The sequence below is a fragment of the Pseudomonas sp. ARP3 genome (assembly GCF_001029595.1).
Taxonomy (GTDB): domain Bacteria; phylum Pseudomonadota; class Gammaproteobacteria; order Pseudomonadales; family Pseudomonadaceae; genus Aquipseudomonas; species Aquipseudomonas rhodesiae.
On record NZ_LEKF01000003.1, the window covers coordinates 27,653 to 48,531 of the forward strand.

The window sequence follows — 20,879 nt, forward strand, 5'->3', positions numbered from 1 at the left end:
TTCAGCAGCTCACAAGGCCGCCAGAACTATAAAAAATACAACAGTAAGAGTGGAGCACTATGAATAAGGCTACTAAGCAGATTTCCAAACTGTTTGCCGCTATGGTCCTGGCTGGGGTTGCCGGCCATTCGTTCGCAGCCGACACCATCAAGATCGGCATCGCCGGCCCTAAAACCGGCCCTGTGACTCAGTACGGCGACATGCAGTTCATGGGTGCCAAGCAGGCCATCGCCGATATCAACGCCAAAGGCGGTGTCGACGGCAAGATGCTCGAAGCCAAGGAATACGACGACGCCTGCGATCCTAAGCAAGCCGTGGCCGTAGCCAACAAAGTGGTCAACGACGGCGTCAAATTCGTAGTCGGCCACCTGTGCTCCAGCTCCACCCAACCCGCCTCGGATATTTATGAAGACGAAGGCGTCATCATGATTACCCCGGCAGCCACCAGCCCGGAAATCACCACCCGTGGCTACAAGATGATCTTCCGTACCATCGGTCTGGACAGCGCCCAGGGCCCTGCGGCCGGTAACTACATCGCCGACCACGTGAAACCGAAAGTCGTTGCGGTACTGCACGACAAACAGCAATACGGTGAAGGCATCGCCACCGCCGTCAAGCAGACCCTCGAGAAGAAAGGCGTAAAAGTAGCCGTCTTCGAAGGCCTGAACGCTGGCGATAAAGACTTCTCCTCGATCATCCAGAAGCTCAAGCAAGCCAACGTCGACTTCGTCTACTACGGCGGCTACCACCCAGAGCTGGGCCTGATCCTGCGCCAGTCCAAGGAAAAAGGCCTGAACGCCAAGTTCATGGGTCCGGAAGGCGTCGGCAACGACTCCATCTCGCAGATCGCCCAGGACGCTTCCGAAGGCCTGCTGGTGACCCTGCCGAAGTCCTTCGACACCGACCCTGCCAACAAAGCCATCGTGGAAGAGTTCACCAAGAACAAGCAGGATCCAACCGGTCCGTTCGTGTTCCCAGCCTACTCGGCCATCGAAGTCATCGCGGGTGGCATCAAAGCCGCCGAGAGCGAAGACACCGCCAAAGTGGCTGCAGCCATCCACGCGGGCACTTTCAAGACGCCTACCGGCGACCTGAGCTTCGACAAAAACGGCGACCTGAAGGACTTCAAGTTCGTGGTCTACCAGTGGCACTTCGGCAAACCTAAAACCGAAGTATCCCCTCAGTAAGCCAGGCGTTACTGGTCAACAAGCCCACTGTGAAAGCAGTGGGCTTTGTTTTACGAGGTTTATGGGCCATGTCACCCGCGATCCGGGCGCTGGCTCACCTGAAAATCTTAAAACCGTCACCAGCGGTTCGCTGGCAAACGCAACGTGCAAATGTGCTCACAGAACACAGCACGGGGCCGGAACATGACTCCACCAGTGAAATGCGTATCGGGTTTTTAGGAGCGCTGTAATGCCTGAGATCTATCATTTTTTCCAACAGCTGGTTAATGGCCTGACCATTGGCAGCACCTATGCCTTGATAGCTATTGGCTACACAATGGTTTACGGCATCATTGGAATGATCAACTTCGCCCATGGCGAGGTGTACATGATTGGTTCCTACGTGGCCTTCATCGCCCTTGCCGGGCTGGCCATGATGGGTATCCACTCCCTGCCGCTGTTGATGACCGCTGCCTTTATTGCATCGATCGTCGTAACCAGTGCCTATGGCTACAGTATCGAACGCGTCGCGTACCGCCCCTTGCGCGGCAGCAACCGTTTGATCCCGCTGATTTCCGCCATCGGCATGTCGATTTTCCTGCAGAACACTGTATTGCTGTCCCAGGACTCCAAGGATAAATCCATCCCCAACCTGATCCCGGGGAGCATCTCCTTCGGCCCGGGCGGCGCGGAAGAAGTCCTGATTTCCTACATGCAGATTCTGGTCTTCGTGGTCACGCTGGTGGCCATGCTGGGCCTGACCGTGTTTATCTCTCGCTCCCGTCTGGGGCGCGCCTGCCGGGCCTGCGCCGAAGACATCAAGATGGCCAACCTGTTGGGCATCAATACCAACAACATCATCGCCCTGACCTTCGTGATCGGTGCCGCGCTGGCTGCCGTCGCGGCGGTGCTGCTGAGCATGCAGTACGGCGTGATCAACCCCAACGCCGGATTCCTGGTGGGCCTCAAGGCCTTCACTGCGGCGGTATTGGGCGGCATCGGCAGTATTCCGGGCGCGATGCTCGGCGGGTTGGTGCTGGGTGTGGCCGAAGCGTTTGGCGCCGATATCTTCGGCGACCAGTACAAGGACGTCGTGGCGTTCGGCCTGTTGGTCCTGGTGTTGTTGTTCCGTCCGACCGGCATCCTGGGCCGTCCGGAGGTTGAGAAAGTATGAGCAGATATCTTAAATCGGCGTTTTTCAGCGCCCTGTTGGTATGGGCCGTGGCGTTCCCGGTCCTCGGCCTCAAGCTGAGCATTGTCGGCATCAACCTGGAAGTGCATGGCACCGGTCCCGTGACCCTGACCATCATTGCCCTGTGCTCGGTGCTGATGTTCCTGCGCGTGCTGTTCACCCAGCAGGTGGGCGCCTTGTTCAAAGGCAACCGTGGCCCACTGGTATCGCCCAAGGTCAGTCAATTCCTAACCTTGCCGCGTACCCAGCGCTACATCATCGTCGGCCTGATCGTGGCCGCATTGATCTGGCCATTCTTCGGCTCGCGCGGCGCGGTGGACATCGCCACCCTGATCCTGATCTACGTGTTGCTGGGCCTGGGCCTGAACATCGTGGTGGGCCTGGCTGGTCTGCTCGACCTGGGCTATGTGGGCTTCTACGCGGTGGGTGCTTACACCTATGCGCTGCTGTCGCACTATCTGGGCTGGAGCTTCTGGATCTGCCTGCCGTTGGCGGGCATGGCGGCGGCGACGTTCGGCTTCCTGCTGGGCTTCCCGGTGCTGCGCCTGCGCGGTGACTACCTGGCCATCGTGACCCTGGGCTTCGGTGAAATCATCCGCTTGTTCCTGCGTAACCTCACCGACATCACCGGCGGCCCCAACGGCATCAGCAGCATCCCAAAGCCGACGTTCTTCGGGCTGACGTTCGACCGTAACGCCGCCGAAGGCCTGCAGACGTTCCACGAATACTTCGGGATCGACTACAACCCGGTGAGCAAAGTGGTGTTCCTCTACCTGGTCGCCCTGCTGCTGGCTCTGGCCGCGCTGTTCGTGATCAACCGCCTGTTGCGCATGCCGATCGGTCGTGCCTGGGAAGCGCTGCGCGAAGATGAAATCGCCTGCCGTGCCCTCGGGCTGAACCCGACCATCATCAAGCTCTCCGCGTTCACCCTGGGTGCTGCGTTCGCCGGTTTCGCCGGCAGCTTCTTCGCCGCGCGCCAAGGCTTGGTGACGCCGGAGTCGTTCACCTTTATCGAGTCGGCGATCATTCTCGCCATCGTGGTACTGGGTGGCATGGGCTCGCAGTTGGGCGTGATCCTGGCGGCGATCGTGATGATCCTGCTGCCGGAAATGATGCGTGAGTTCAGCGAATACCGCATGTTGATGTTCGGCGCCCTGATGGTGCTGATGATGATCTGGCGACCTCAAGGCCTGCTGCCCATGCAACGTCCACACATGGAGCTGCGCAAATGAGCCGCGAGATCCTGAAAGTCGAAAACTTGAGCATGCGCTTCGGCGGCTTGCTGGCGGTCAACGGCGTAGCCCTAACCGTCAAAGAGAAACAGGTCGTGGCCTTGATCGGCCCCAACGGCGCCGGCAAGACCACGGTGTTCAACTGCCTTACCGGTTTCTACAAACCGAGCGGCGGCAGCATCCTGCTGGACGGCCAACCGATCCAGGGCCTGGCCGGCCACGAGATCGCCCGCAAAGGCGTGGTGCGTACGTTCCAAAACGTGCGGCTGTTCAAGGACATGACCGCCGTAGAGAACCTGTTGATTGCCCAGCACCGTCACCTGAACACCAACTTCTTTGCCGGCCTGTTCAAGACCCCGGGGTTCCGCAAAAGCGAACGCGAGGCCATGGAATACGCCGCGTATTGGCTGGACAAGGTCAACCTCACCGAGTTTGCCAACCGTCCCGCTGGCACCCTGGCCTACGGTCAGCAACGTCGCCTGGAAATCGCCCGCTGCATGATGACCCGCCCGCGGATTCTCATGCTCGACGAACCGGCCGCCGGCCTGAACCCCAAGGAAACCGAAGACCTCAAGGCGCTGATCAGCGTGCTGCGCGAGGAAAACAACGTGACGGTGCTGCTGATCGAGCACGACATGAAACTGGTCATGAGCATCTCCGACCATATCGTGGTGATCAACCAGGGTACGCCGCTGGCTGACGGGACCCCGGAGCAGATCCGCGACAATCCCGAAGTGATCAAAGCCTATTTGGGGGAAGCGTAAAATGCTGCAATTCGAAAACGTTTCCACTTTCTACGGCAAGATCCAGGCCCTGCACAGCGTCAACGTGGAGGTACGCCAGGGCGAAATCGTCACCCTGATCGGCGCCAACGGTGCCGGCAAATCCACCCTGCTGATGACTTTGTGCGGTTCACCACAGGCCTACAGCGGCAGCATCCGCTATATGGGTGAGGAACTGGTGGGCCAGCAGTCATCACACATCATGCGCAAGAGCATTGCCGTGGTGCCGGAAGGCCGCCGGGTGTTTTCGCGCCTGACCGTGGAAGAAAACCTGGCCATGGGCGGGTTCTTCACCGACAAGGGCGACTACCAAGAGCAGATGGACAAGGTGCTGCACCTGTTCCCCCGGCTCAAGGAGCGCTTCAGCCAGCGCGGTGGCACCATGTCCGGCGGCGAGCAACAAATGCTCGCCATCGGTCGGGCGCTGATGAGCAAGCCCAAGTTGCTGCTGTTGGACGAACCGTCCCTGGGCCTGGCACCGATTATCATCCAGCAGATCTTCGACATCATCGAACAACTGCGCAAGGACGGTGTGACCGTGTTCCTGGTGGAACAGAACGCCAACCAGGCACTGAAAATCGCCGACCGTGCCTATGTGCTGGAAAACGGCCGGGTGGTGATGGAGGGCTCGGGCGAGCAGTTGTTGACCGATCCGAAAGTGCGCGAGGCGTACCTGGGCGGTTAACACCCGGTTGCTAAATGAACCGGGCTATCAATGTGGGATGGGGCAACCCCTCCCACATTTTTTTGCATTATTCGAAGTTAATTCTCCCGCCCCTGTAACGAACTGCGTCGTCCCGCCTCTAGTGGTGCAAGCAGGCATTCAAGCCCGCTCCTCAACCCACTGCTGGAGATAATTCAATGACCACCAAACTGTCCGCTACCGCCCTGATCCTCGCCCTGGGCTCGTCCCTGAGCCTGTCCGCCCTGACCACCACCGCCCACGCCGCCGACGACGTGAAATGCTATGGCATCGCAGAAGCCGGCAAGAACGATTGCGCCGCAGGCCCCGGCACTTCCTGCGCCGGCACCTCGAAAACCAAGGATCAGGCCAATGCCTGGAAACTGGTACCTGCCGGCACCTGTACCCAAACCCCTAGCACCACCTCGCCGACCGGTTTCGGCCAGGAAGCCGCATTCGACGCCAAGTCCTGAAACCTGGCCGCGCCTGAGTACTGACGATGACACCTATATTCGCGCACACGTCCTCACCGGCTCAGGCGCCCGGCCTGCCAGATCGAGCCGGGCTGGGGCTGAAACACGAGCACTTCATCGAAGTGCTCGAAACCTCACCCGACCTCGGTTTTTTTGAAGTACACGCCGAGAACTACATGATGGCCGGCGGCCCGTTTCATCACTATTTAGGGCTGATCCGTGACCGGTACCCGCTGTCCTTGCACGGCGTGGGCCTGTCCATCGGCGGCGAAGGTTCGCTCAATCGCGAGCACCTGGCGCGCTTGGCCGCGCTGATCGAGCGCTATCAACCTCAAGCCTTTTCCGAACACCTGGCTTGGTCCAGTCATGGCTCGGTGTTTCTCAATGACCTGCTGCCACTGGCTTACGACAGCGCCACCCTGCACCGCGTCTGTGAACATATTGACCAGGTACAAAGCACACTCAAGCGGCCCATGCTGCTGGAAAACCCATCGACTTATCTGCAATTCGAGCGTTCCACCCTGGATGAAACCGACTTCATCACCGAGGTCATCCGTCGCACCGGTTGTGGGCTGCTGTTGGACGTCAACAATGTCTACGTCTCATGCATCAACCACCAACGTGATCCGTCTGCCTACATCGATGCACTGCCATTACAGGCCGTGGGCGAGATTCATCTGGCCGGGTTTGCCGAAGACAGCGACAGCCTCGGCGATCGCCTGCTGATCGACGATCACGGCGCGCCCGTCGATAACGCCGTGTGGCAGTTGTATGAACAGGTGCTGGCGCGCATCGGCCCGATACCGACACTGATCGAACGCGACAATCAGGTGCCCGCATTGTCGGTGCTGCTGGCTGAAGCCCAGCATGCCGATGGGCTGTTAACGCAGGTGCGCCCATGAACCATCAAGCCACCTTCGCCAAGGCCTTGCTCGCGCCCGACCAAATCTGCCCAGACGGCCTGTTCAGTGGCAACGGCGCCGACCCGGCCAGCTGTTTCGCGGTGCATCGCAACACAGTGCACAACGGGTTGATCAACGCGCTGGCAGTGGCGTACCCGGTGACGCAGCTCCTGGTGGGCGAAGCGTTCTTTCGAGCCATGGCCGGTCTTTATGTGCAGGCGTGCCCGCCCACCAGCCCGCTGATCAGCGAATACGGCAGCACATTCGCCAACTTTATCCAGGGCTTCGAACCGGCGGCGAGCGTGCCTTACCTGGCGGATATCGCACGCTTGGAACGCCTGCGGGTCCGCGCTTACCACGCCGCCGATGACCGCCCGCTGGAGCCGCACACCGTACTTGCTGCCCTGCAGGCCCGCGCCGACCTCGGCACGGTGCGCCTACGGCTGCACCCCAGCGTCGCCACCCTGGCCTCGGCGTATGCCGTGGTCGCGGTGTGGGCGGCGCATCAGACCGAAGGCGGCCTGGCCGCCCTTGATCCCGGGCATGCCCAAAGCGCATTGGTCCTGCGCCAGGGCCTGGAAGTCAAAGTGTTCGCCATCGACGCAGGTTCAGTGGCCTTTATCCAGCGCCTTGCCCAGGGCGAAGCCTTGCAGACCGCCGTAGAACGGGCCCTGGAGGCCAGCAATGACTTCGACCTGCACCAATGCCTGACGCTGTTGATCAGCCATCACGCCATCACTCATTTACACCTGGACTCAAAGGTATCGCCATGAACACCAGCGCACAGTGCCTGATCAAACGGGCCATCCAGCTTTTTGAACAAATCCCTTACAGCCTGATCGCCTTCCTCGCGCGTTTTTCCATCGCCGCCGTGTTCTGGAAATCCGGGCAGACCAAGGTCCAGGGTTTTGCCATTGACCTGATCAACGGCACCTTCGAGCTGGGAGAGCCGCGCCTGGCGGCTTCGACGCTGCCGCTGTTTCGCAGCGAATACAAGGTGCCATTGCTGTCGCCGGAAGTGGCCGCGCACCTGGCCGCCTTCGCCGAGCACTTTTTCCCACTGCTGATCCTGCTGGGATTGGCCACGCGGTTCTCCGCACTGGCCCTGATCGGCATGACCCTGGTGATTCAACTGTTCGTCTACCCGGACGCTTATCCAACCCACGGCACCTGGCTCACCGTACTTTTGCTGCTGGTTGCCAAGGGGCCGGGGCGTCTGTCCATCGATCACCTGATTGCACGGCGCTACCGTTAAAGCCGGTCCAAAGCCTCGCCGCTGCGCTTGAACCACTCCACCAGGTAATCGGCCAGCACCTGGGTGCGGCGCGGCAGGCCGCCCTGGTAAGGGTGAACCAGATACATCGGCTGACTTCGCGTTTGATAATCGCGCAACAGCCAGCGTAAACGTCCGTCAGCCAGCTCAGCCGGCAGTACGTAGGACGGCAGACGGGCGATCCCCGCCCCCACCAGCGCGGCTTTTTTCAGCAGGTTGTAGTGATTGGAGGCGAAGGTGCCGCTGACCCGCACCCGCAGCAATTCGTGTTGCTGGTGGTACAGCCACTCTTCGCGGCCGCTGTAGTGGCTGTTGAGCAGGCAACGGTGCGTGGCCAAGTCCGCCGGGGTTCGCGGTTCGCCGTGCTGCTCCAGGTAGGCCGGGCTGGCGCAGGTCATTTCGTGCCAGGCCAGCAATGGTTTGGCGACAAGGCGCTCATCTTCAATCGCCCCCGAGCGCACGCCCAGATCGAAACCGTCCCGCGCCAGATCCCGGTAGCGGTTGTTCAGCTCCAGCTCGATCTGGACCTGCGGATAGCGCTCAGTGAACTCCAGCAGCACGCCATCGAAGAAGGTTTCCCCCAGGGAAACAGGCACCGTCATGCGCACCGGCCCCGCCAGGTCGTCCTTGAGTCGCGCCAGGGCCTGACGCGCCCGCTCCACCTGCACCACCAAGGCCTGGGCCTGAGGTAGCAACGCCGCGCCGGCGGCCGTCAGGCTGAGCCGGCGTGTGGTGCGGTGCAGCAACACCACGCTGAACTGCGCTTCCAGCTGGCTGATGCGCTTGGACAGTTGCCCCTTGCTGCAACCCAGTTGTTCGGCAGCCAACGTAAAACTGCCCGCTTCGATCAACACGGCGAAGGCCGCCAGGTCATCCATTTCGCTCATGGATTGTTTCCATTTGAAAACCAAAGGTTGCCTATTAGCGCGTTTATCCCATGCAAAAGCCAGCCTAGACTGGCCCTTCAATCAGCCCTTGAAGGAATAGCAACATGAAAATCCTATTGATTGGCGCCAACGGCACCGTCGGTTCAGCCGTCAAGGCGGAGCTGGCTCAGCGTCACGAGGTGATCAGCATCGGTCGCAACAGCGGCGATTTCCAGGTGGACATCAGCGACAGCGCTTCCATCCGCAAGCTGTTCGAACAGACCGGCAACTTCGACGCCCTGATCTGCGCCGCCGGCAGCGTGAACTTCGTGGCGCTGGGCGAGATGCAGGACAGCGACTTCGAACTGGGCCTGCGTGACAAGCTCATGGGCCAGGTCAATCTGCTGCTGATCGGTCGCGAGTACGCCAACGATGGCGCCTCCTTTACGTTCACCAGCGGCATTCTCAACCGCGACCCGATTCGTACCGGCGCTTCGGCGGCCTTGGTCAACGGCGCAATCGATGGGTTTGTCAAAGCCGCCGCGATCGAATTGCCGCGCGGTCTTCGCGTCAACTCCGTGAGCCCGACGGTGCTGGTGGAAGCCATGGGCAGCTATGCCCCGTACTTCCGTGGCTACAAGCCGGTCACCGGTGCCGATGTGGCATTGGCCTACGCAAAAAGTGTCGAAGGCTTGCAGACCGGCCAGACCTTTATCGTGGGTTGACTGTAGCGTCTGTCAGAACTGCCTGAAGCTGGCGAGTGGGCTTGTGATGCAACGCCAGCCTGCGTAACGTGGCGGCACTTGCCTGGAGACCCTTTATGCGTGCCGCCCGTACCTTTGCCCTGTTCGCCTTGCTTCCTTTGTTCGCCGCTTGCCAGATGTTTGAAAGCGAGCCAGCCAAACCCTCCCTCGCCGGGTTGACCCGCATGCAGGGCGAAATCACGGCCGATGGCGGCAAACTGCTGTTCCAGCCGTGCAACGACAAGCGCACCTACGTGGTCAAGGACACCGGAGGTACCAGTATCCTGCAGGAAGCGGCAGCGCTGGCCGGACAGCAAGGGGCTTTGTTTGCCGACTTGCGTGGCAAGTTTTCCGGCGTGGCGGCCGGCGCCCAGGGCGAAGTGGAGCTGCAGCAGCTGTACCGCGTGGAACGTTCCACCGACGCCTGCAACGACCCGGACTTCAAACGCATGATCCTGCGCGCCAACGGCCACAAGCCGGCCTGGGCCCTGAACGTGGCGGCCAAGGGCATGGTGCTCGAACGCGAAGGCCAACCACCGCTGGCGGTGCCCTATGTGGAAGAACAGTTGGGCGACGGCCGTTTCAACCTGATGACCGAAGCCAATAACGAACACATCGAACTGTGGGTGGCCCCGCAACGCTGCGTGGACAGCGTCAGCGGCAGCCTGCAGCACATGAGCGCCGAATTGCGGATCAACGGTAAAGTCCAGCGTGGCTGCGCGGCTTTCGGCGGTTCGCGGGACGATTGATCGGCGCCCGCGCTGTTTTAGCATGACGGGATACCCAGGTTGGGGCTTATAATCGCCGGTTTGCAAAACCGCCGGCCTTACCAGACGCCGCACACCGGATCCCGTCATGTTACGAATCACCGAACTCAAGCTGCCCATCGACCATCCCGAAGAAGACCTGCGGCCCGCCATCGTGCAGCGCCTGGGCATCGCCAGTGATGACCTGCTCGATTTCACCCTCTTCAAACGCAGCTACGATGCGCGCAAGAAATCGTCGGAACTGTGCTTTATTTACACCATCGACCTGACCGTCAAAGGTGACGAAGCCGCGCTACTGCGCAAGTTTGCCGATGACCGCAACGTCAACCCGGCGCCGGATGTCAGCTACAAAGTGGTCGGCCATGCCCCGGCCGATCTGGTGGAACGACCAGTAGTGGTCGGGTTCGGCCCATGCGGCATCTTTGCCGGGCTGTTGCTGGCGCAGATGGGCTTCAAGCCGATCATCCTCGAACGCGGCAAGGAAGTGCGCCAACGCACCAAGGACACCTGGGGCCTATGGCGCAAAAGCGTGCTCAACCCCGAGTCCAACGTGCAGTTCGGTGAAGGCGGCGCCGGGACGTTTTCCGACGGCAAGCTGTACAGCCAGATCAAAGACCCGCAGTTCCACGGCCGCAAAGTGCTGCACGAGTTCGTCAAGGCCGGTGCGCCGGAAGAGATCCTCTACGTCAGCAAGCCCCATATCGGCACCTTCCGCCTGACCGGCGTGGTGGAAAATATGCGTCAGCAGATCATCGCCCTCGGCGGTGAAGTGCGCTTCGAGCAACGGGTAACCGACGTGCTGATCGAAGACGGCCAATTGAACGGCGTGGTGCTCGATGGCGGCGAGCAGATTTTGTCCAAGCATGTGATCCTCGCCCTCGGCCACAGCGCGCGCGATACGTTCCGCATGCTGCACAGCCGTGGTGTGTACATGGAAGCCAAGCCGTTTTCGGTGGGCTTTCGTATCGAACACCCGCAGTCGTTGATCGACGCCGCACGCCTGGGTAAGTACGCCGGTCACCCGAAACTCGGCGCCGCCGACTACAAATTGGTGCACCACGCCAAGAACGGCCGTTCGGTCTACAGCTTCTGCATGTGCCCGGGCGGTACGGTGGTCGCCGCTACGTCCGAGCCGCACCGCGTGGTGACCAACGGCATGAGCCAGTACTCGCGTAACGAACGCAATGCCAACTCCGGCATCGTGGTCGGCATCACGCCGGAAGTGGACTACCCCGGCGGCCCGCTGGCCGGTATCGAGCTGCAGGAGCGCCTGGAATCCCACGCTTATGTCCTCGGTGGCAGCAACTACGAGGCACCGGCGCAACTGGTCGGCGACTTCATTGCGGGCAAGCCGTCCACCGCCCTGGGCAGCGTGGAACCGTCCTACAAACCGGGGGTGTCCCTGGGCGATCTGGCCTTGGCACTGCCGGACTTCGCCATCGAAGCGATTCGGGAAGCGTTGCCGGCGTTCGAGAAGCAGATCAAGGGCTACTCGCTGCACGATGCCGTGTTGACCGGTATCGAGACCCGCACCTCATCGCCGCTGCGGATTACTCGTAACGAATCGATGCAGAGCCTGAACGTAAAAGGTCTGTTTCCGGCCGGCGAAGGCGCGGGTTATGCCGGTGGAATTCTGTCGGCGGGCGTGGACGGGATCCGGATTGCCGAGGCATTGGCGCGGGATATGTTGGCCAGACGGGGCTGAAGCGGCAAGCGGTAAGCGGCAAGTGCGTTTGCTCTGACTTGCCGCTGCTCTCTTAAATATTCGCCCGCAGTACGCTGGCGGGCAGCGGTTCGCCGCGCTCCACACTGGCGGCAACGGCCGATATCAAAGCACCCAGTTCATACCCCTGCCCCGCCAGCCACGCGTGATCGTAATAGGTGGTGGCATAGCGCTCGCCACCGTCACATAGGATCGCTACGATCGAGCCCGATTCCCCCGCCGCTTTCATCTGCTGCGCGGCCATCAGCGCGCCGATCAGATTGGTCCCGCTGGACCCGCCGACGCGTCGTCCCAGGCGCTCGGCCAGGTAATGCATGGCAGCCAAGGACAGCGCATCCGGCACCTTGACCATCGCGTCGATGACTTTCGGCAGAAACGACGCTTCCACTCGTGGCCGGCCGATGCCTTCGATGCGCGAACCGCAATCCAGGCGCAGGCTGGCGTCGCCGCTCTGATAGAAGTCGAAGAACACCGAGCGTTCGGCATCGGCGCATAACACGCGGGTGCAATGCTGGCGATAGCGCACATAACGCCCCAGGGTGGCGGTGGTGCCGCCGGTGCCGGGGCTGGAAATCAGCCAGCTCGGCTCGGGGTGCTGCTCAAAGCGCATCTGCTGGAAGATCGACTCGGCAATGTTGTTGTTCGCGCGCCAGTCGGTGGCACGCTCGGCATAGGTGAACTGGTCCATGAAGTGACCGCCGCTTTCCTGCGCCAAGCGTTCGGACTCGGCGTAAATCTGGGTCGGATCCTGCACCAAATGGCTCTTGCCACCGTAGAACGCGATCTGCGCGATTTTTTCCTGGGAGGTGGTGGCGGGCATGACCGCAATGAACGGCAAGCCGAGCAGCCGCGCAAAGTACGCCTCCGAAATCGCCGTGGAGCCGCTGGACGCTTCGATCACCGGCGCGCCTGGTTTAAGCCAGCCGTTACACAAGGCATACAGAAACAACGAGCGCGCCAAGCGATGTTTCAGGCTGCCGGTGGGGTGGCTGGACTCATCTTTGAAGTACAACTCAATTCCCGGCAAGCCCGGTAACGGCAGGGGAATCAGGTGGGTGTCGGCGCTGCGCTGGAAATCCGCTTCAATGATGCGAATGGCTTCGCGAGCCCAGGGGCGGTGGTCACTCATCGGGGGTGATCTCTCAAGGATTTTGAACGCAATCTTAGGATGTTTCCTACACTCCACACAGATACAGTGAGGACGCAATCAGACACACAATTGCTAGTGTTTGGCGCGATGCCTTTGTCGACCGCTGCTTATAACAAATAAGAATATAACTTTTGTTTTAACAACTATCGGTACGGGTTAGGGTAGCCACCTATTGAACTTGGATTGGAGAGCATCCCTTGGCTCTGCGTAGCACGTTTACCCGTTTCTTTCAGCTCGAAGCCGCCAGTGGCCTGCTGCTGATCGCCGCTGCGGCGTTGGCGCTGATCGTCAACAACTCGCCGTTGTCGCACCTTTACGCCGCGTTTCTCGACGTGCCCGTGGTGGCGCAGGTCGGTGCCTTGCAAATCGCCAAGCCGGCCCTGCTGTGGATCAACGACGGGCTGATGGCCCTGTTCTTTCTGCTGATCGGCCTTGAGGTCAAGCGCGAGCTGCTCGACGGCCACCTGTCCAAGCCCTCCCAAGTGGTGCTGCCGGGCGCCGCGGCGATTGGTGGCATGGTGGTGCCGGCGCTGATTTACTGGGCCATTAACAAGGACTACCCCGCCGCACTTTCTGGCTGGGCGATCCCGATGGCCACCGACATTGCCTTCGCCCTTGGCGTACTGGCCCTGCTCGGCAAGCGTGTACCCGTGTCGTTGAAACTGTTTTTGATGACCTTGGCCATCATCGATGACCTGGGCGCGATCATTGTGATCGCCGTGTTCTATTCCACCGACCTGTCCGGTGCCGCCCTGGCCGGTGCGGGCGCATGTCTGCTGGCGTTGATTGCGATGAACCGTCTAGGCGTGATCAAGCTCGCGCCTTACCTGATCGTCGGGCTGATCCTATGGGTATGCGTACTCAAGAGCGGCGTACACGCCACGCTGGCCGGTGTGACCCTGGCATTCTGCATTCCGATGCGCACCAAGAACGCCGAGCCTTCGCCGTTGCTGACCCTGGAACACGCCCTGCACCCGTGGGTGGCTTACGGCATTCTGCCGCTGTTCGCCTTTGCCAATGCCGGCGTCTCCCTCACTGGTGTCAGCCTGGAAAGCTTTACCCACCATGTGCCGATGGGCATCGCCACCGGGCTGTTGATCGGTAAGACCGTCGGCGTGTTCGGCTTGACCTGGCTGGCCATCAAGACCGGCCTGGCCGCGCTGCCGGAAGGGGCCAACTGGGGCCAGGTATTCGGTGTGGCGATCCTGTGCGGTATTGGCTTCACCATGAGCCTGTTCGTCGGCTCCCTGGCGTTCGTACCAGGAGCCAGCGAATTTGCCGGTGAAGACCGCATGGGCATTCTGACCGGGTCGATCCTGGCGGCCTGCATCGGCTATGCCGTGACCGCGATGGCGAGCCGCAAGAAAGCCTGATTACCCAGGTACACGGCGTACAAAAAAACCCCAACCGGTGACCCGGTTGGGGTTTTTCTTTACCTGCTGATTACGCCTTAGCGGGTAACACGGCTGGTACCGTCAACAGTCATGATGCGCACACGGTCGCCGATGCGGAAGATTTCATTTTCCTGCACGGCCTGGACGTAGGCGCGCATGCTGCCATCGTCTTCGCGCACGGTGATTTCGACACCTTGGGTACGGGTCAGACCTTCTTCCGTAGCCGAACCCAACAGGCCACCGGCCACAGCACCGATCACCGCCGTGACGATACTGCCGCGACCGCCGCCGATGGCGCTGCCACCCACGCCGCCGATGACTGCACCCGCTGCGCCGCCGATAGGGGTTTTGGTGCCTTCGATTTTCACCGGACGCAGGGATTCGATGGTACCCATGCGAACGGTCTGTACACGACGCGCTTCATCACGGGAGTACGAGTCGCCGGTCAGACTCGAGGCGCAGCCACCCAACAGCAGAGACAAGGTGGTAAAGCAGGCAACCAGTAAAACAGACTTACGCATAGCATCAACTCCAAAGGACAGGTATTCATTAAACGCTGCCGCTTGACGCCTGTCACGGCAAGCCCGGCAAAAAACTGCTTTCATTCAGCCTGAGTACAGACAGCCCGCACCAGACAACTCGACGAACGGTAGCACTGCCCTCCGTCTCAGGACATCCATGGACTATTTCATTATTCTAGTCACAACCCTTGCCGGCCTGTATTTCCACGCCTGGCTCTACGTGCGAATCAGGCGCTGGACTGACCGCGACCTGGCACTGTCGCTGGCCGGTGACGATCCGCACAAACGCAGTTTTATGCTGCAACAGCTGGAAAGCGCCCGCCAACTGAAGATCAAACGCCGCGACTTGGCTGACTGGTTGAAGAACGCCGCCCAGCACTACACGCCCGAAGCCTCTTTAACAGAGACTGCGGGGTGAAGGGCATCATTCAGCGTAAGTGACGAAAGGTGAAACTCAGGGCGCCAGACGCTCGCGGATCCACTGAGTATCTTGCAGGCGGTAGTTCAGGCGGTCGTGCAGGCGGCTGGCGCGGCCCTGCCAGAACTCGATGCGCTCGGGCAGCAGGCGATAGCCGCCCCAATGCTCGGGGCAATCGGGTTGGGTATCGCTGAAGCGCTGCTCGGTGACCTTGAGCAGTTCTTGTAGTTCTTCACGGTCACGGATCACCCGGCTCTGGGGCGAGGCCCAGGCACCTAAGCGGCTGCCCAGAGGGCGGACCTGGAAGTACGCGTCCGATTCTTGCGGCGTGACCTTGACCACCCGCCCTTCGATACGCACTTGGCGCTCCAGGCTCGGCCAGAAAAACGTCATTGCCGCGAACGGCCGCGCCGCGAGCTGCTGACCCTTGGCACTTTCGTAGTTGGTAAAGAAGGTAAAGCCCTGGGTATCCAGGCCCTTGAGCAACAGGATACGGCAGTGCGGCCGCCCATCCTGATCGACCGTGGCCAGGGTCATGGCATTGGCCTCCACCGGTGGCTGCTCGGTCTTCACCGCATCGGCAAACCACTGGTGAAACAGCGCAAACGGCTCGCTCGGGGCCTGGGCCTCGCTCAAACCGTCCCGTGTGTAGTCACGACGCATATCGGCCAGTGCCTGGGTCATGCGGCTTTATCCTTCTGGTTCAGCGGATCAGTTTTTTGCCTGGTCGTTGGTAGCCGGGGCAGCAGCCTTGGCTTTGGCCGGCGCTGGCTTCTTCGCGGCCGGCTTGGCGGGAGCCTTTTTTGCAGCCGGCTTGGCGGCAGCCTTCTTGGCAGCTGGTGCTTTCTTGGCCGGAGCCTTGGCAGCAGGAGCGGCCGGGGCTGGCGCGTTCTGCACTGCGACCATTTCAGCCACAGGCGGGGTTTTGCCCGAGTTGTACTTGCTCAACAGAGCCAGCATGGTGGTGCGTTGAGTGAACATGATTTCCATGCGACGGTTCAGAGCGCGGCCCTGATTGCTGTCGTTGGCGGCACGCGGCATCAGGTCGCCCATGCCACGCAGCATCAAGCGGTCCTGCTTGAGGCCGCTGAGGCTGAAGATCGAAGCGATGGACTGCGCACGTTCCTTGGTCAATGCCTGGCTGGCCGGGGCGCTGCCGGTAGCATCAACGTGACCCAGCACCAGAACGGCGGTTTTGGGATCGGATTCAACCGCTTTGGCCACACGGGTAAAAGGCCCCAGGGTCACCGGCAACAACATCGCCGGGCGTTTAGGATTGTAGGAACCATCCACCGGGGCAATGACCACCAGCACGTTGTCGCGACGTTCCAGTTGCAGGTTGCTGTCCTTGATGGCGGCACGCAGGCGCGGCTCATAGTCGTCCAACCAAGCCTGGGTGATTTTCGGATCGGGCATCTGCACGTTGGTCACATCGACCTTGGCCAGTGGCTTGGGCTTGCTTTCGAACGGCCACCACCAGTGAGTTTCGGTGTCGGTCTTGGCGACGGCTGGCGCCGGGGCCGGATCTGCGGCTTTGAGATCGGCTTTCAAGTCGGCCTTGGCATCAGCGTTCTTCGACGAAAATGGCCACCAGCTGGAACCGGTGTCGGCCTTGGCAACCGGTGCCGCAGTGGCAGGTGCCGGCGCAGGGGCAGCCGCGGTAGCTGGAGCGGCAGGCTTGGCGCCGGCGGCGGGTTTAGCGTCCGGTTTGGCATCGGTCTGGCTTACTGCGTCCTTGGCAGCCGTCTTATCCGATCCAAATGACCACCAATGCCCGCCTTCGGCATCATTTTGTGGAGTTTGTGCACATCCGGTAATAGTGAGGCAGAGCGCCAGAGCCAAGGACTTGTTCGATAACATGAGATATCCACAAAATGAGAAAAGAAACGGGGGTCTGGGTGACCCGTTAAACAGACGCTTACAGAACATTAAAGTTACATGATTTCGTTCAGCGCCTTTTATAGTTGCCTTTGTAACAAAAAATTGTGAAACGGCAAGGGTTTTACAGACAACCGGCCAATATTCTGACCAACTTCTGGGCACGCGGGTCCATAAGTACATAAGGGCCGAGTGTATTAGTCACGAAACCAAACGCTACATCATGTTCCGGATCGGCAAAACCCACCGAGCCGCCAGCCCCAGGATGACCAAAAGCATGAGCGCCAAGGCCGAATGTAGCATTGGGCAGTTGGGGTTGATCCAACATGCAGCCCAGGCCGAAGCGGGTTTGGGTCAATAAAGTTTTATCCGGTCCGATACTGTGTTCGCGAGTCAATTGTTCGAGCATATCGGCTTCCAATAAACTACCGTCCAACAAACCACTATAAAAACCAGCCAGGCTACGTGCATTACCGTGACCATTTGCCGCTGGTTGCTGCATTCGCCGCCATTCGGGTTTATTAGTGCTGGTCAGAATAGACGGTGGGTTGGCAAATGCCCGCGCGGTCATGGAGGTAGGTTCACGCATCATTACTTGCAGTAAACGTTGCGCGGCTTCATCGCCCATATTGCCTTTGCTACGCGCTATATGGGCAACACGGTGAAACTGGTCATCGGCCAGCCCCACATGAAAGTCCAGCCCCAGCGGCTGCGCGACCCGCGCCACAATGGACTCGCCCGGCCCACGGCCATCGGCACGGCGCAGCAGTTCGCCCACCAGCCAGCCGTAGGTAATTGCCGCATAGCCATGGCCCTGGCCCGGTGTCCACCAAGGGGCCTCGGCGGCCAGGGTGTCGACCATCAGGTTCCAGTCATACAGCGCTTCGGCCGGCAGCATGTCGCGGATCGCCGGCAGCCCGGCCTGATGGCAGAGCAGTTGGCGCAGGGTGATGCTTTCTTTGCCGGCCGCCGCGAACTCCGGCCAGTACCGGGCGACCGGTACGTCCAATTGCAACTTGCCCTCGGCCACCAATTGCAGGGCCGTGACGGCGGTAAAGGTTTTGGTGCAGGAGAACAGGTTGACGAGCGTGTCGCTGTGCCAAGCCTCAGCCCCATCCTTGTCGGCGGTACCGGCCCACAGGTCGACGACGCTCTCTCCGCCGATCTGAATGCACAGCGCCGCGCCACGCTCTTGCGGGTCATCGAACAGTGCGGCAAAGGCTTCACGTACCGCTTCGAACTGGAGCTCGTAATGACCCTGAATCTGCACCTAAGTCCCCTCGTAAAGCGCCATAAAAAGTGGCCGACATTGTTCCAGCCCTTGTGGGGTTTGTGAACCCGTCAGCCTCGAATCAATGACCGTTTCCAGCATGACCGCCGGCATGCCCGGCGCCCTGCCCCGGGCCTTTGCCTTCATGCCCCGAGCGCCCGCCCCCCTTCTCCTGAGCACTTGCGGCGGCAGAGGCCTTTTCCGCTTCCTTGCCCAGTTGCTCGACCGCCGCCAGGTTGCTCTTGCGCACGCTCTCGACAAAGCCCTGGAACGGCATATCGGTGATACCCACCAGACCGAAATGGCCGTTTTCACCGTCCAGCAAACGCCCAGTCACGGGTTGGTCCAGGTACTGAAACCAATGCACGCCGACAATCGACGGCTCGGCGATGGCATGCTTGAGGAAGTTGGCATACGCCGCGCCGCGATCCTCTTCCCTGGTCAGTTGCGTCACACCGCCCCAGAACGGCCCGCGATCGGCCGAGCCGAAGTTGAATTCGGTGATCAGCACCGGTTTATCCAGCGCACGCAAGGCGGCGAAGTCGTAACCGTCCTGGGGTTTGAGGGTGTACATATTGAAACTCAACACATCGCAATACTGGGCGCAGGACGCCACGGCCTCCGGCGTACTGACCGCAAAGCGACCGCCCAGCAACAGTTGATTGGGGGCGTGCCATTTCAGCGAGTCGGAGATGGTCTTGAAGTACGCATCGGCGAAGGTTTTCTGGAAGTATTTGAAGTCGGCCTTGATTTCGGGATGCGCTGGGTTGGGCATCGGCGGCTCGAAGCCAGGGTCTTCCATCAGCTCCCAACCGGCCAGTTCGATCCCCCAGGCTTTCGAGAGGCCTTGCTCGTTGCGGTATTTGTCGCGCAATTGCTTTAGGAACGCCCGCTTGGCCGGCACATCGGTGGTCATGCGCAAGGTGCCGTAGGCCAGGGCATAGCGGGCCTTCGGATCGTCACCGGGGCCGGCCCAGGCCAGTTCGTTATCGGCGAAGAAGCCAATCAGCCAGGGGTCGTCGCGATGGTCGCGGGCTGCGATGGCCACGGCACGTTCGGTGGCCATGGCAAAGCGCGGGTCGAACGGATCGGGCATGCCGCCCCACCAGTCGGTGCCAGTACTGATACTGGTGTAGTCGCCGACGATGGACAGCGGCAAGGTGTACGGCACACGGTCGGCGGTGGCCAGGTCCGGGTCGCTCCAGTTGCCTACGGTGTTAAAGCCCCAGGCCTGCAGTCGGTCTAGGGTATGGCTGACCCAGCGTTTCTGGTCGAACCCTGCCGTGCCGTAGGCGCGTTCCAGGTTGGCGCCATAAAAATCGTACCAACGCCCAGCGCCGAAACTGCGACCCTCGCCCGAGCCGTTGCCGGTGCGGTGATCCGCGCTGCCGTAATACTTGTCGAAAGGCTCGCCGGCCTTGGGCAAGGCGGCGAACATCCATTCGCGGCCGGCCACGTAAGTCTGGCTGTTATCCGGGGCTACGGTGTTCACACCGAGGGAATAGAACGGATGCCCCTGGGGCGTCACCAGGTACCAGCGGCCGTCGCGTTTTTCGGTGCGGAAAAAGCCGCTGGCGGTGAAAGCCGGGCCTTTGTTCCAGCCGCCGTAAGGGTCCAGTGCGGATTTGTCCCGGATGGCCAGCCAACCCTGCAATTGTTGCTGCTCCTTGACGGCGGCAGCCTTGAGCTGTTCGTCGCCGCTGACCTTTTCCGGCCAGCGCGCACGGGTGGACTGACCATAGGCATCCACCAGTTCGCTGTAGGCCGCTTTGATCACCGGCTCCACATCCTGCACGCCGAAGCGCTCCACCAGGATGCTCTGAGCCACGTTGGGGTTGTGCATCGACACGGTCACAGAGACCACCTGGCTGCGGTCGATTTCGCCGGCGCTGCTGGCCAGCAGCACGCGTTGGCCGTTCACACTGATCGGCATCGGTGGGCCGGCCTTCATGCCCTGGCTCAGTGGGGAATTGGCTTGCAGCGGGATCAGCAAGGTCTGGGCAGGGCCGGCCGGCAGGTCGATGCGGCTGGTCAACGTGCGCCCATCATTGCTTTGCACCTTGACGTACAGGGTCAACGCCCAGTCCATGGCGCTCTGGATACGCAGGCTCAAGGCTCCGGACTGCGACCAATCCCAGGCTCCGCTTTGCGGGCTGAGCACCAGGCTCGGTTCGGCCGCGGGGTTGAAGGTGACGCGGCGCAGCACCTCGCCTTCGGGCGTTTGCTCGGCATTGTATTGGGGCAGGCTGGCGTCCTGGGTCGCCACCTTGACCACATCGGCAGGCCGGACGAAGTTGAACAGTGTTTGTTGCCCATCTGGCGCGGCCATTAAAGGCGCCGCGAACAGCAAGGCAAAAAGAGCGGGCAGCGTGCGAATCATACGAGCAAGGTTCTCCCTGACGGCCGATGAATGGCCTGTGATGACGGTGACGAGATAGACCACAAAG

The 20,879-nt window shown here is 60.9% G+C and carries 21 protein-coding genes; 14 read left to right on the forward strand and 7 right to left on the reverse strand.

The features are described 5' to 3' along the window. The first annotated feature begins 59 nt into the window (after positions 1 to 59). From ABX75_RS04425 to ABX75_RS04465, 9 genes are all read left to right on the forward strand, one after another. Positions 60 to 1,187, forward strand: a complete 1,128-nt coding sequence (locus ABX75_RS04425) for a branched-chain amino acid ABC transporter substrate-binding protein (protein ID WP_034096300.1) — start codon at positions 60 to 62, stop codon at positions 1,185 to 1,187. Between the two features lie 229 nt (positions 1,188 to 1,416). Next, positions 1,417 to 2,340, forward strand: coding sequence for a high-affinity branched-chain amino acid ABC transporter permease LivH (gene livH, locus ABX75_RS04430; RefSeq protein WP_034096299.1), 924 nt, complete (start codon positions 1,417 to 1,419; stop codon positions 2,338 to 2,340). Further along, positions 2,337 to 3,590, forward strand: coding sequence for a high-affinity branched-chain amino acid ABC transporter permease LivM (locus tag ABX75_RS04435; protein WP_034096298.1), 1,254 nt, complete (start codon positions 2,337 to 2,339; stop codon positions 3,588 to 3,590). Before livH ends, ABX75_RS04435 begins: the two co-directional genes overlap by 4 nt. Next, a complete protein-coding gene (gene livG / locus ABX75_RS04440; protein ID WP_034096297.1) occupies positions 3,587 to 4,354 on the forward strand; it encodes a high-affinity branched-chain amino acid ABC transporter ATP-binding protein LivG in 768 nt (255 codons plus the stop codon). Before ABX75_RS04435 ends, livG begins: the two co-directional genes overlap by 4 nt. Before the next feature lies 1 nt (position 4,355). After that, positions 4,356 to 5,057 carry an ABC transporter ATP-binding protein gene (locus ABX75_RS04445; RefSeq protein ID WP_034096296.1) on the forward strand — a complete coding sequence of 234 codons (702 nt, stop codon included), beginning with the start codon at positions 4,356 to 4,358 and terminating at the stop codon, positions 5,055 to 5,057. 176 nt (positions 5,058 to 5,233) lie between these two features. Continuing rightward, positions 5,234 to 5,527, forward strand: coding sequence for a DUF2282 domain-containing protein (locus tag ABX75_RS04450; protein WP_034112215.1), 294 nt, complete (start codon positions 5,234 to 5,236; stop codon positions 5,525 to 5,527). Between the two features lie 26 nt (positions 5,528 to 5,553). Continuing rightward, positions 5,554 to 6,429: a DUF692 domain-containing protein gene (locus ABX75_RS04455; protein WP_034112213.1), complete on the forward strand. Its 876-nt coding sequence runs from the start codon at positions 5,554 to 5,556 to the stop codon at positions 6,427 to 6,429. Further along, positions 6,426 to 7,202: a DNA-binding domain-containing protein gene (locus ABX75_RS04460; protein WP_047881524.1), complete on the forward strand. Its 777-nt coding sequence runs from the start codon at positions 6,426 to 6,428 to the stop codon at positions 7,200 to 7,202. Before ABX75_RS04455 ends, ABX75_RS04460 begins: the two co-directional genes overlap by 4 nt. Then, positions 7,199 to 7,684 (forward strand): DoxX family protein, encoded by a 486-nt coding sequence (locus ABX75_RS04465; protein WP_034096292.1) that lies wholly within the window; start codon positions 7,199 to 7,201, stop codon positions 7,682 to 7,684. Before ABX75_RS04460 ends, ABX75_RS04465 begins: the two co-directional genes overlap by 4 nt. Here the strand turns inward: ABX75_RS04465 and ABX75_RS04470 are convergent. Then, positions 7,681 to 8,589, reverse strand: a complete 909-nt coding sequence (locus tag ABX75_RS04470) for a LysR family transcriptional regulator (RefSeq protein ID WP_034096291.1) — start codon at positions 8,587 to 8,589, stop codon at positions 7,681 to 7,683. The two genes, ABX75_RS04465 and ABX75_RS04470, sit on opposite strands and share 4 nt — an antisense overlap. Positions 8,590 to 8,693: 104 nt before the next feature. On the opposite strand from ABX75_RS04470, the gene ABX75_RS04475 reads away from it, so the two are divergent. The 3 genes from ABX75_RS04475 to ABX75_RS04485 all read left to right on the forward strand — a co-directional run bounded on the left by ABX75_RS04475 (position 8,694) and on the right by ABX75_RS04485 (position 11,783). Continuing rightward, a complete protein-coding gene (locus ABX75_RS04475) occupies positions 8,694 to 9,293 on the forward strand; it encodes a short chain dehydrogenase (protein ID WP_034112210.1) in 600 nt (199 codons plus the stop codon). Positions 9,294 to 9,388: 95 nt separating this feature from the next. Next, positions 9,389 to 10,060, forward strand: a complete 672-nt coding sequence (locus ABX75_RS04480; protein WP_047881525.1) for a COG3650 family protein — start codon at positions 9,389 to 9,391, stop codon at positions 10,058 to 10,060. 106 nt (positions 10,061 to 10,166) lie between these two features. Continuing rightward, positions 10,167 to 11,783: an NAD(P)/FAD-dependent oxidoreductase gene (locus tag ABX75_RS04485; protein ID WP_047881526.1), complete on the forward strand. Its 1,617-nt coding sequence runs from the start codon at positions 10,167 to 10,169 to the stop codon at positions 11,781 to 11,783. A gap of 52 nt (positions 11,784 to 11,835) precedes the next feature. Here ABX75_RS04485 and ABX75_RS04490 read toward each other — a convergent pair whose 3' ends face one another. Further along, positions 11,836 to 12,930: a PLP-dependent cysteine synthase family protein gene (locus tag ABX75_RS04490; protein WP_034112209.1), complete on the reverse strand. Its 1,095-nt coding sequence runs from the start codon at positions 12,928 to 12,930 to the stop codon at positions 11,836 to 11,838. A 218-nt stretch (positions 12,931 to 13,148) separates the two neighbouring features. On the opposite strand from ABX75_RS04490, the gene nhaA reads away from it, so the two are divergent. Beyond that, positions 13,149 to 14,324 (forward strand): Na+/H+ antiporter NhaA, encoded by a 1,176-nt coding sequence (gene nhaA / locus ABX75_RS04495; protein ID WP_034096286.1) that lies wholly within the window; start codon positions 13,149 to 13,151, stop codon positions 14,322 to 14,324. 77 nt (positions 14,325 to 14,401) lie between these two features. Here nhaA and ABX75_RS04500 read toward each other — a convergent pair whose 3' ends face one another. Beyond that, positions 14,402 to 14,866 (reverse strand): glycine zipper 2TM domain-containing protein, encoded by a 465-nt coding sequence (locus tag ABX75_RS04500; RefSeq protein WP_003189251.1) that lies wholly within the window; start codon positions 14,864 to 14,866, stop codon positions 14,402 to 14,404. 157 nt (positions 14,867 to 15,023) lie between these two features. Here ABX75_RS04500 and ABX75_RS04505 point away from each other — a divergent pair, with 157 nt between their 5' ends. Continuing rightward, on the forward strand, positions 15,024 to 15,284 hold the full coding sequence (locus tag ABX75_RS04505) for a hypothetical protein (RefSeq protein WP_034112208.1): 261 nt from the start codon (positions 15,024 to 15,026) through the stop codon (positions 15,282 to 15,284). 36 nt (positions 15,285 to 15,320) lie between these two features. Here ABX75_RS04505 and pdxH read toward each other — a convergent pair whose 3' ends face one another. The 4 genes from pdxH to ABX75_RS04525 form a co-directional block, all read right to left on the reverse strand. After that, on the reverse strand, positions 15,321 to 15,968 hold the full coding sequence (gene pdxH / locus ABX75_RS04510; RefSeq protein WP_034112207.1) for a pyridoxamine 5'-phosphate oxidase: 648 nt from the start codon (positions 15,966 to 15,968) through the stop codon (positions 15,321 to 15,323). Between the two features lie 27 nt (positions 15,969 to 15,995). Continuing rightward, entirely contained in the window at positions 15,996 to 17,144 is a 1,149-nt protein-coding gene (locus ABX75_RS04515; protein WP_047881527.1) for an OmpA family protein, read from the reverse strand. 142 nt (positions 17,145 to 17,286) lie between these two features. Next, positions 17,287 to 18,432: an EstA family serine hydrolase gene (locus ABX75_RS04520; RefSeq protein ID WP_034096282.1), complete on the reverse strand. Its 1,146-nt coding sequence runs from the start codon at positions 18,430 to 18,432 to the stop codon at positions 17,287 to 17,289. 82 nt (positions 18,433 to 18,514) lie between these two features. Continuing rightward, the gene (locus ABX75_RS04525; protein ID WP_047881528.1) at positions 18,515 to 20,812 is read right to left on the reverse strand and encodes a beta-galactosidase; all 2,298 of its coding nucleotides are present in this window, start codon (positions 20,810 to 20,812) and stop codon (positions 18,515 to 18,517) included. Between the last annotated feature and the right edge of the window lie 67 nt (positions 20,813 to 20,879).

Bases quoted from the DNA above. Each gene is read 5' to 3' on its own strand.
- ABX75_RS04425 (WP_034096300.1), top strand. From the start codon at position 60: ATGAATAAGGCTACTAAGCAGATTTCCAAACTGTTTGCCGCTATGGTC.
- livH (WP_034096299.1), top strand. From the start codon at position 1,417: ATGCCTGAGATCTATCATTTTTTCCAACAGCTGGTTAATGGCCTGACC.
- ABX75_RS04435 (WP_034096298.1), top strand. From the start codon at position 2,337: ATGAGCAGATATCTTAAATCGGCGTTTTTCAGCGCCCTGTTGGTATGG.
- livG (WP_034096297.1), top strand. From the start codon at position 3,587: ATGAGCCGCGAGATCCTGAAAGTCGAAAACTTGAGCATGCGCTTCGGC.
- ABX75_RS04445 (WP_034096296.1), top strand. From the start codon at position 4,356: ATGCTGCAATTCGAAAACGTTTCCACTTTCTACGGCAAGATCCAGGCC.
- ABX75_RS04450 (WP_034112215.1), top strand. From the start codon at position 5,234: ATGACCACCAAACTGTCCGCTACCGCCCTGATCCTCGCCCTGGGCTCG.
- ABX75_RS04455 (WP_034112213.1), top strand. From the start codon at position 5,554: ATGACACCTATATTCGCGCACACGTCCTCACCGGCTCAGGCGCCCGGC.
- ABX75_RS04460 (WP_047881524.1), top strand. From the start codon at position 6,426: ATGAACCATCAAGCCACCTTCGCCAAGGCCTTGCTCGCGCCCGACCAA.
- ABX75_RS04465 (WP_034096292.1), top strand. From the start codon at position 7,199: ATGAACACCAGCGCACAGTGCCTGATCAAACGGGCCATCCAGCTTTTT.
- ABX75_RS04470 (WP_034096291.1), bottom strand. From the start codon at position 8,589: ATGAGCGAAATGGATGACCTGGCGGCCTTCGCCGTGTTGATCGAAGCG.
- ABX75_RS04475 (WP_034112210.1), top strand. From the start codon at position 8,694: ATGAAAATCCTATTGATTGGCGCCAACGGCACCGTCGGTTCAGCCGTC.
- ABX75_RS04480 (WP_047881525.1), top strand. From the start codon at position 9,389: ATGCGTGCCGCCCGTACCTTTGCCCTGTTCGCCTTGCTTCCTTTGTTC.
- ABX75_RS04485 (WP_047881526.1), top strand. From the start codon at position 10,167: ATGTTACGAATCACCGAACTCAAGCTGCCCATCGACCATCCCGAAGAA.
- ABX75_RS04490 (WP_034112209.1), bottom strand. From the start codon at position 12,930: ATGAGTGACCACCGCCCCTGGGCTCGCGAAGCCATTCGCATCATTGAA.
- ABX75_RS04500 (WP_003189251.1), bottom strand. From the start codon at position 14,866: ATGCGTAAGTCTGTTTTACTGGTTGCCTGCTTTACCACCTTGTCTCTG.
- ABX75_RS04505 (WP_034112208.1), top strand. From the start codon at position 15,024: ATGGACTATTTCATTATTCTAGTCACAACCCTTGCCGGCCTGTATTTC.
- pdxH (WP_034112207.1), bottom strand. From the start codon at position 15,968: ATGACCCAGGCACTGGCCGATATGCGTCGTGACTACACACGGGACGGT.
- ABX75_RS04515 (WP_047881527.1), bottom strand. From the start codon at position 17,144: ATGTTATCGAACAAGTCCTTGGCTCTGGCGCTCTGCCTCACTATTACC.
- ABX75_RS04525 (WP_047881528.1), bottom strand. From the start codon at position 20,812: ATGATTCGCACGCTGCCCGCTCTTTTTGCCTTGCTGTTCGCGGCGCCT.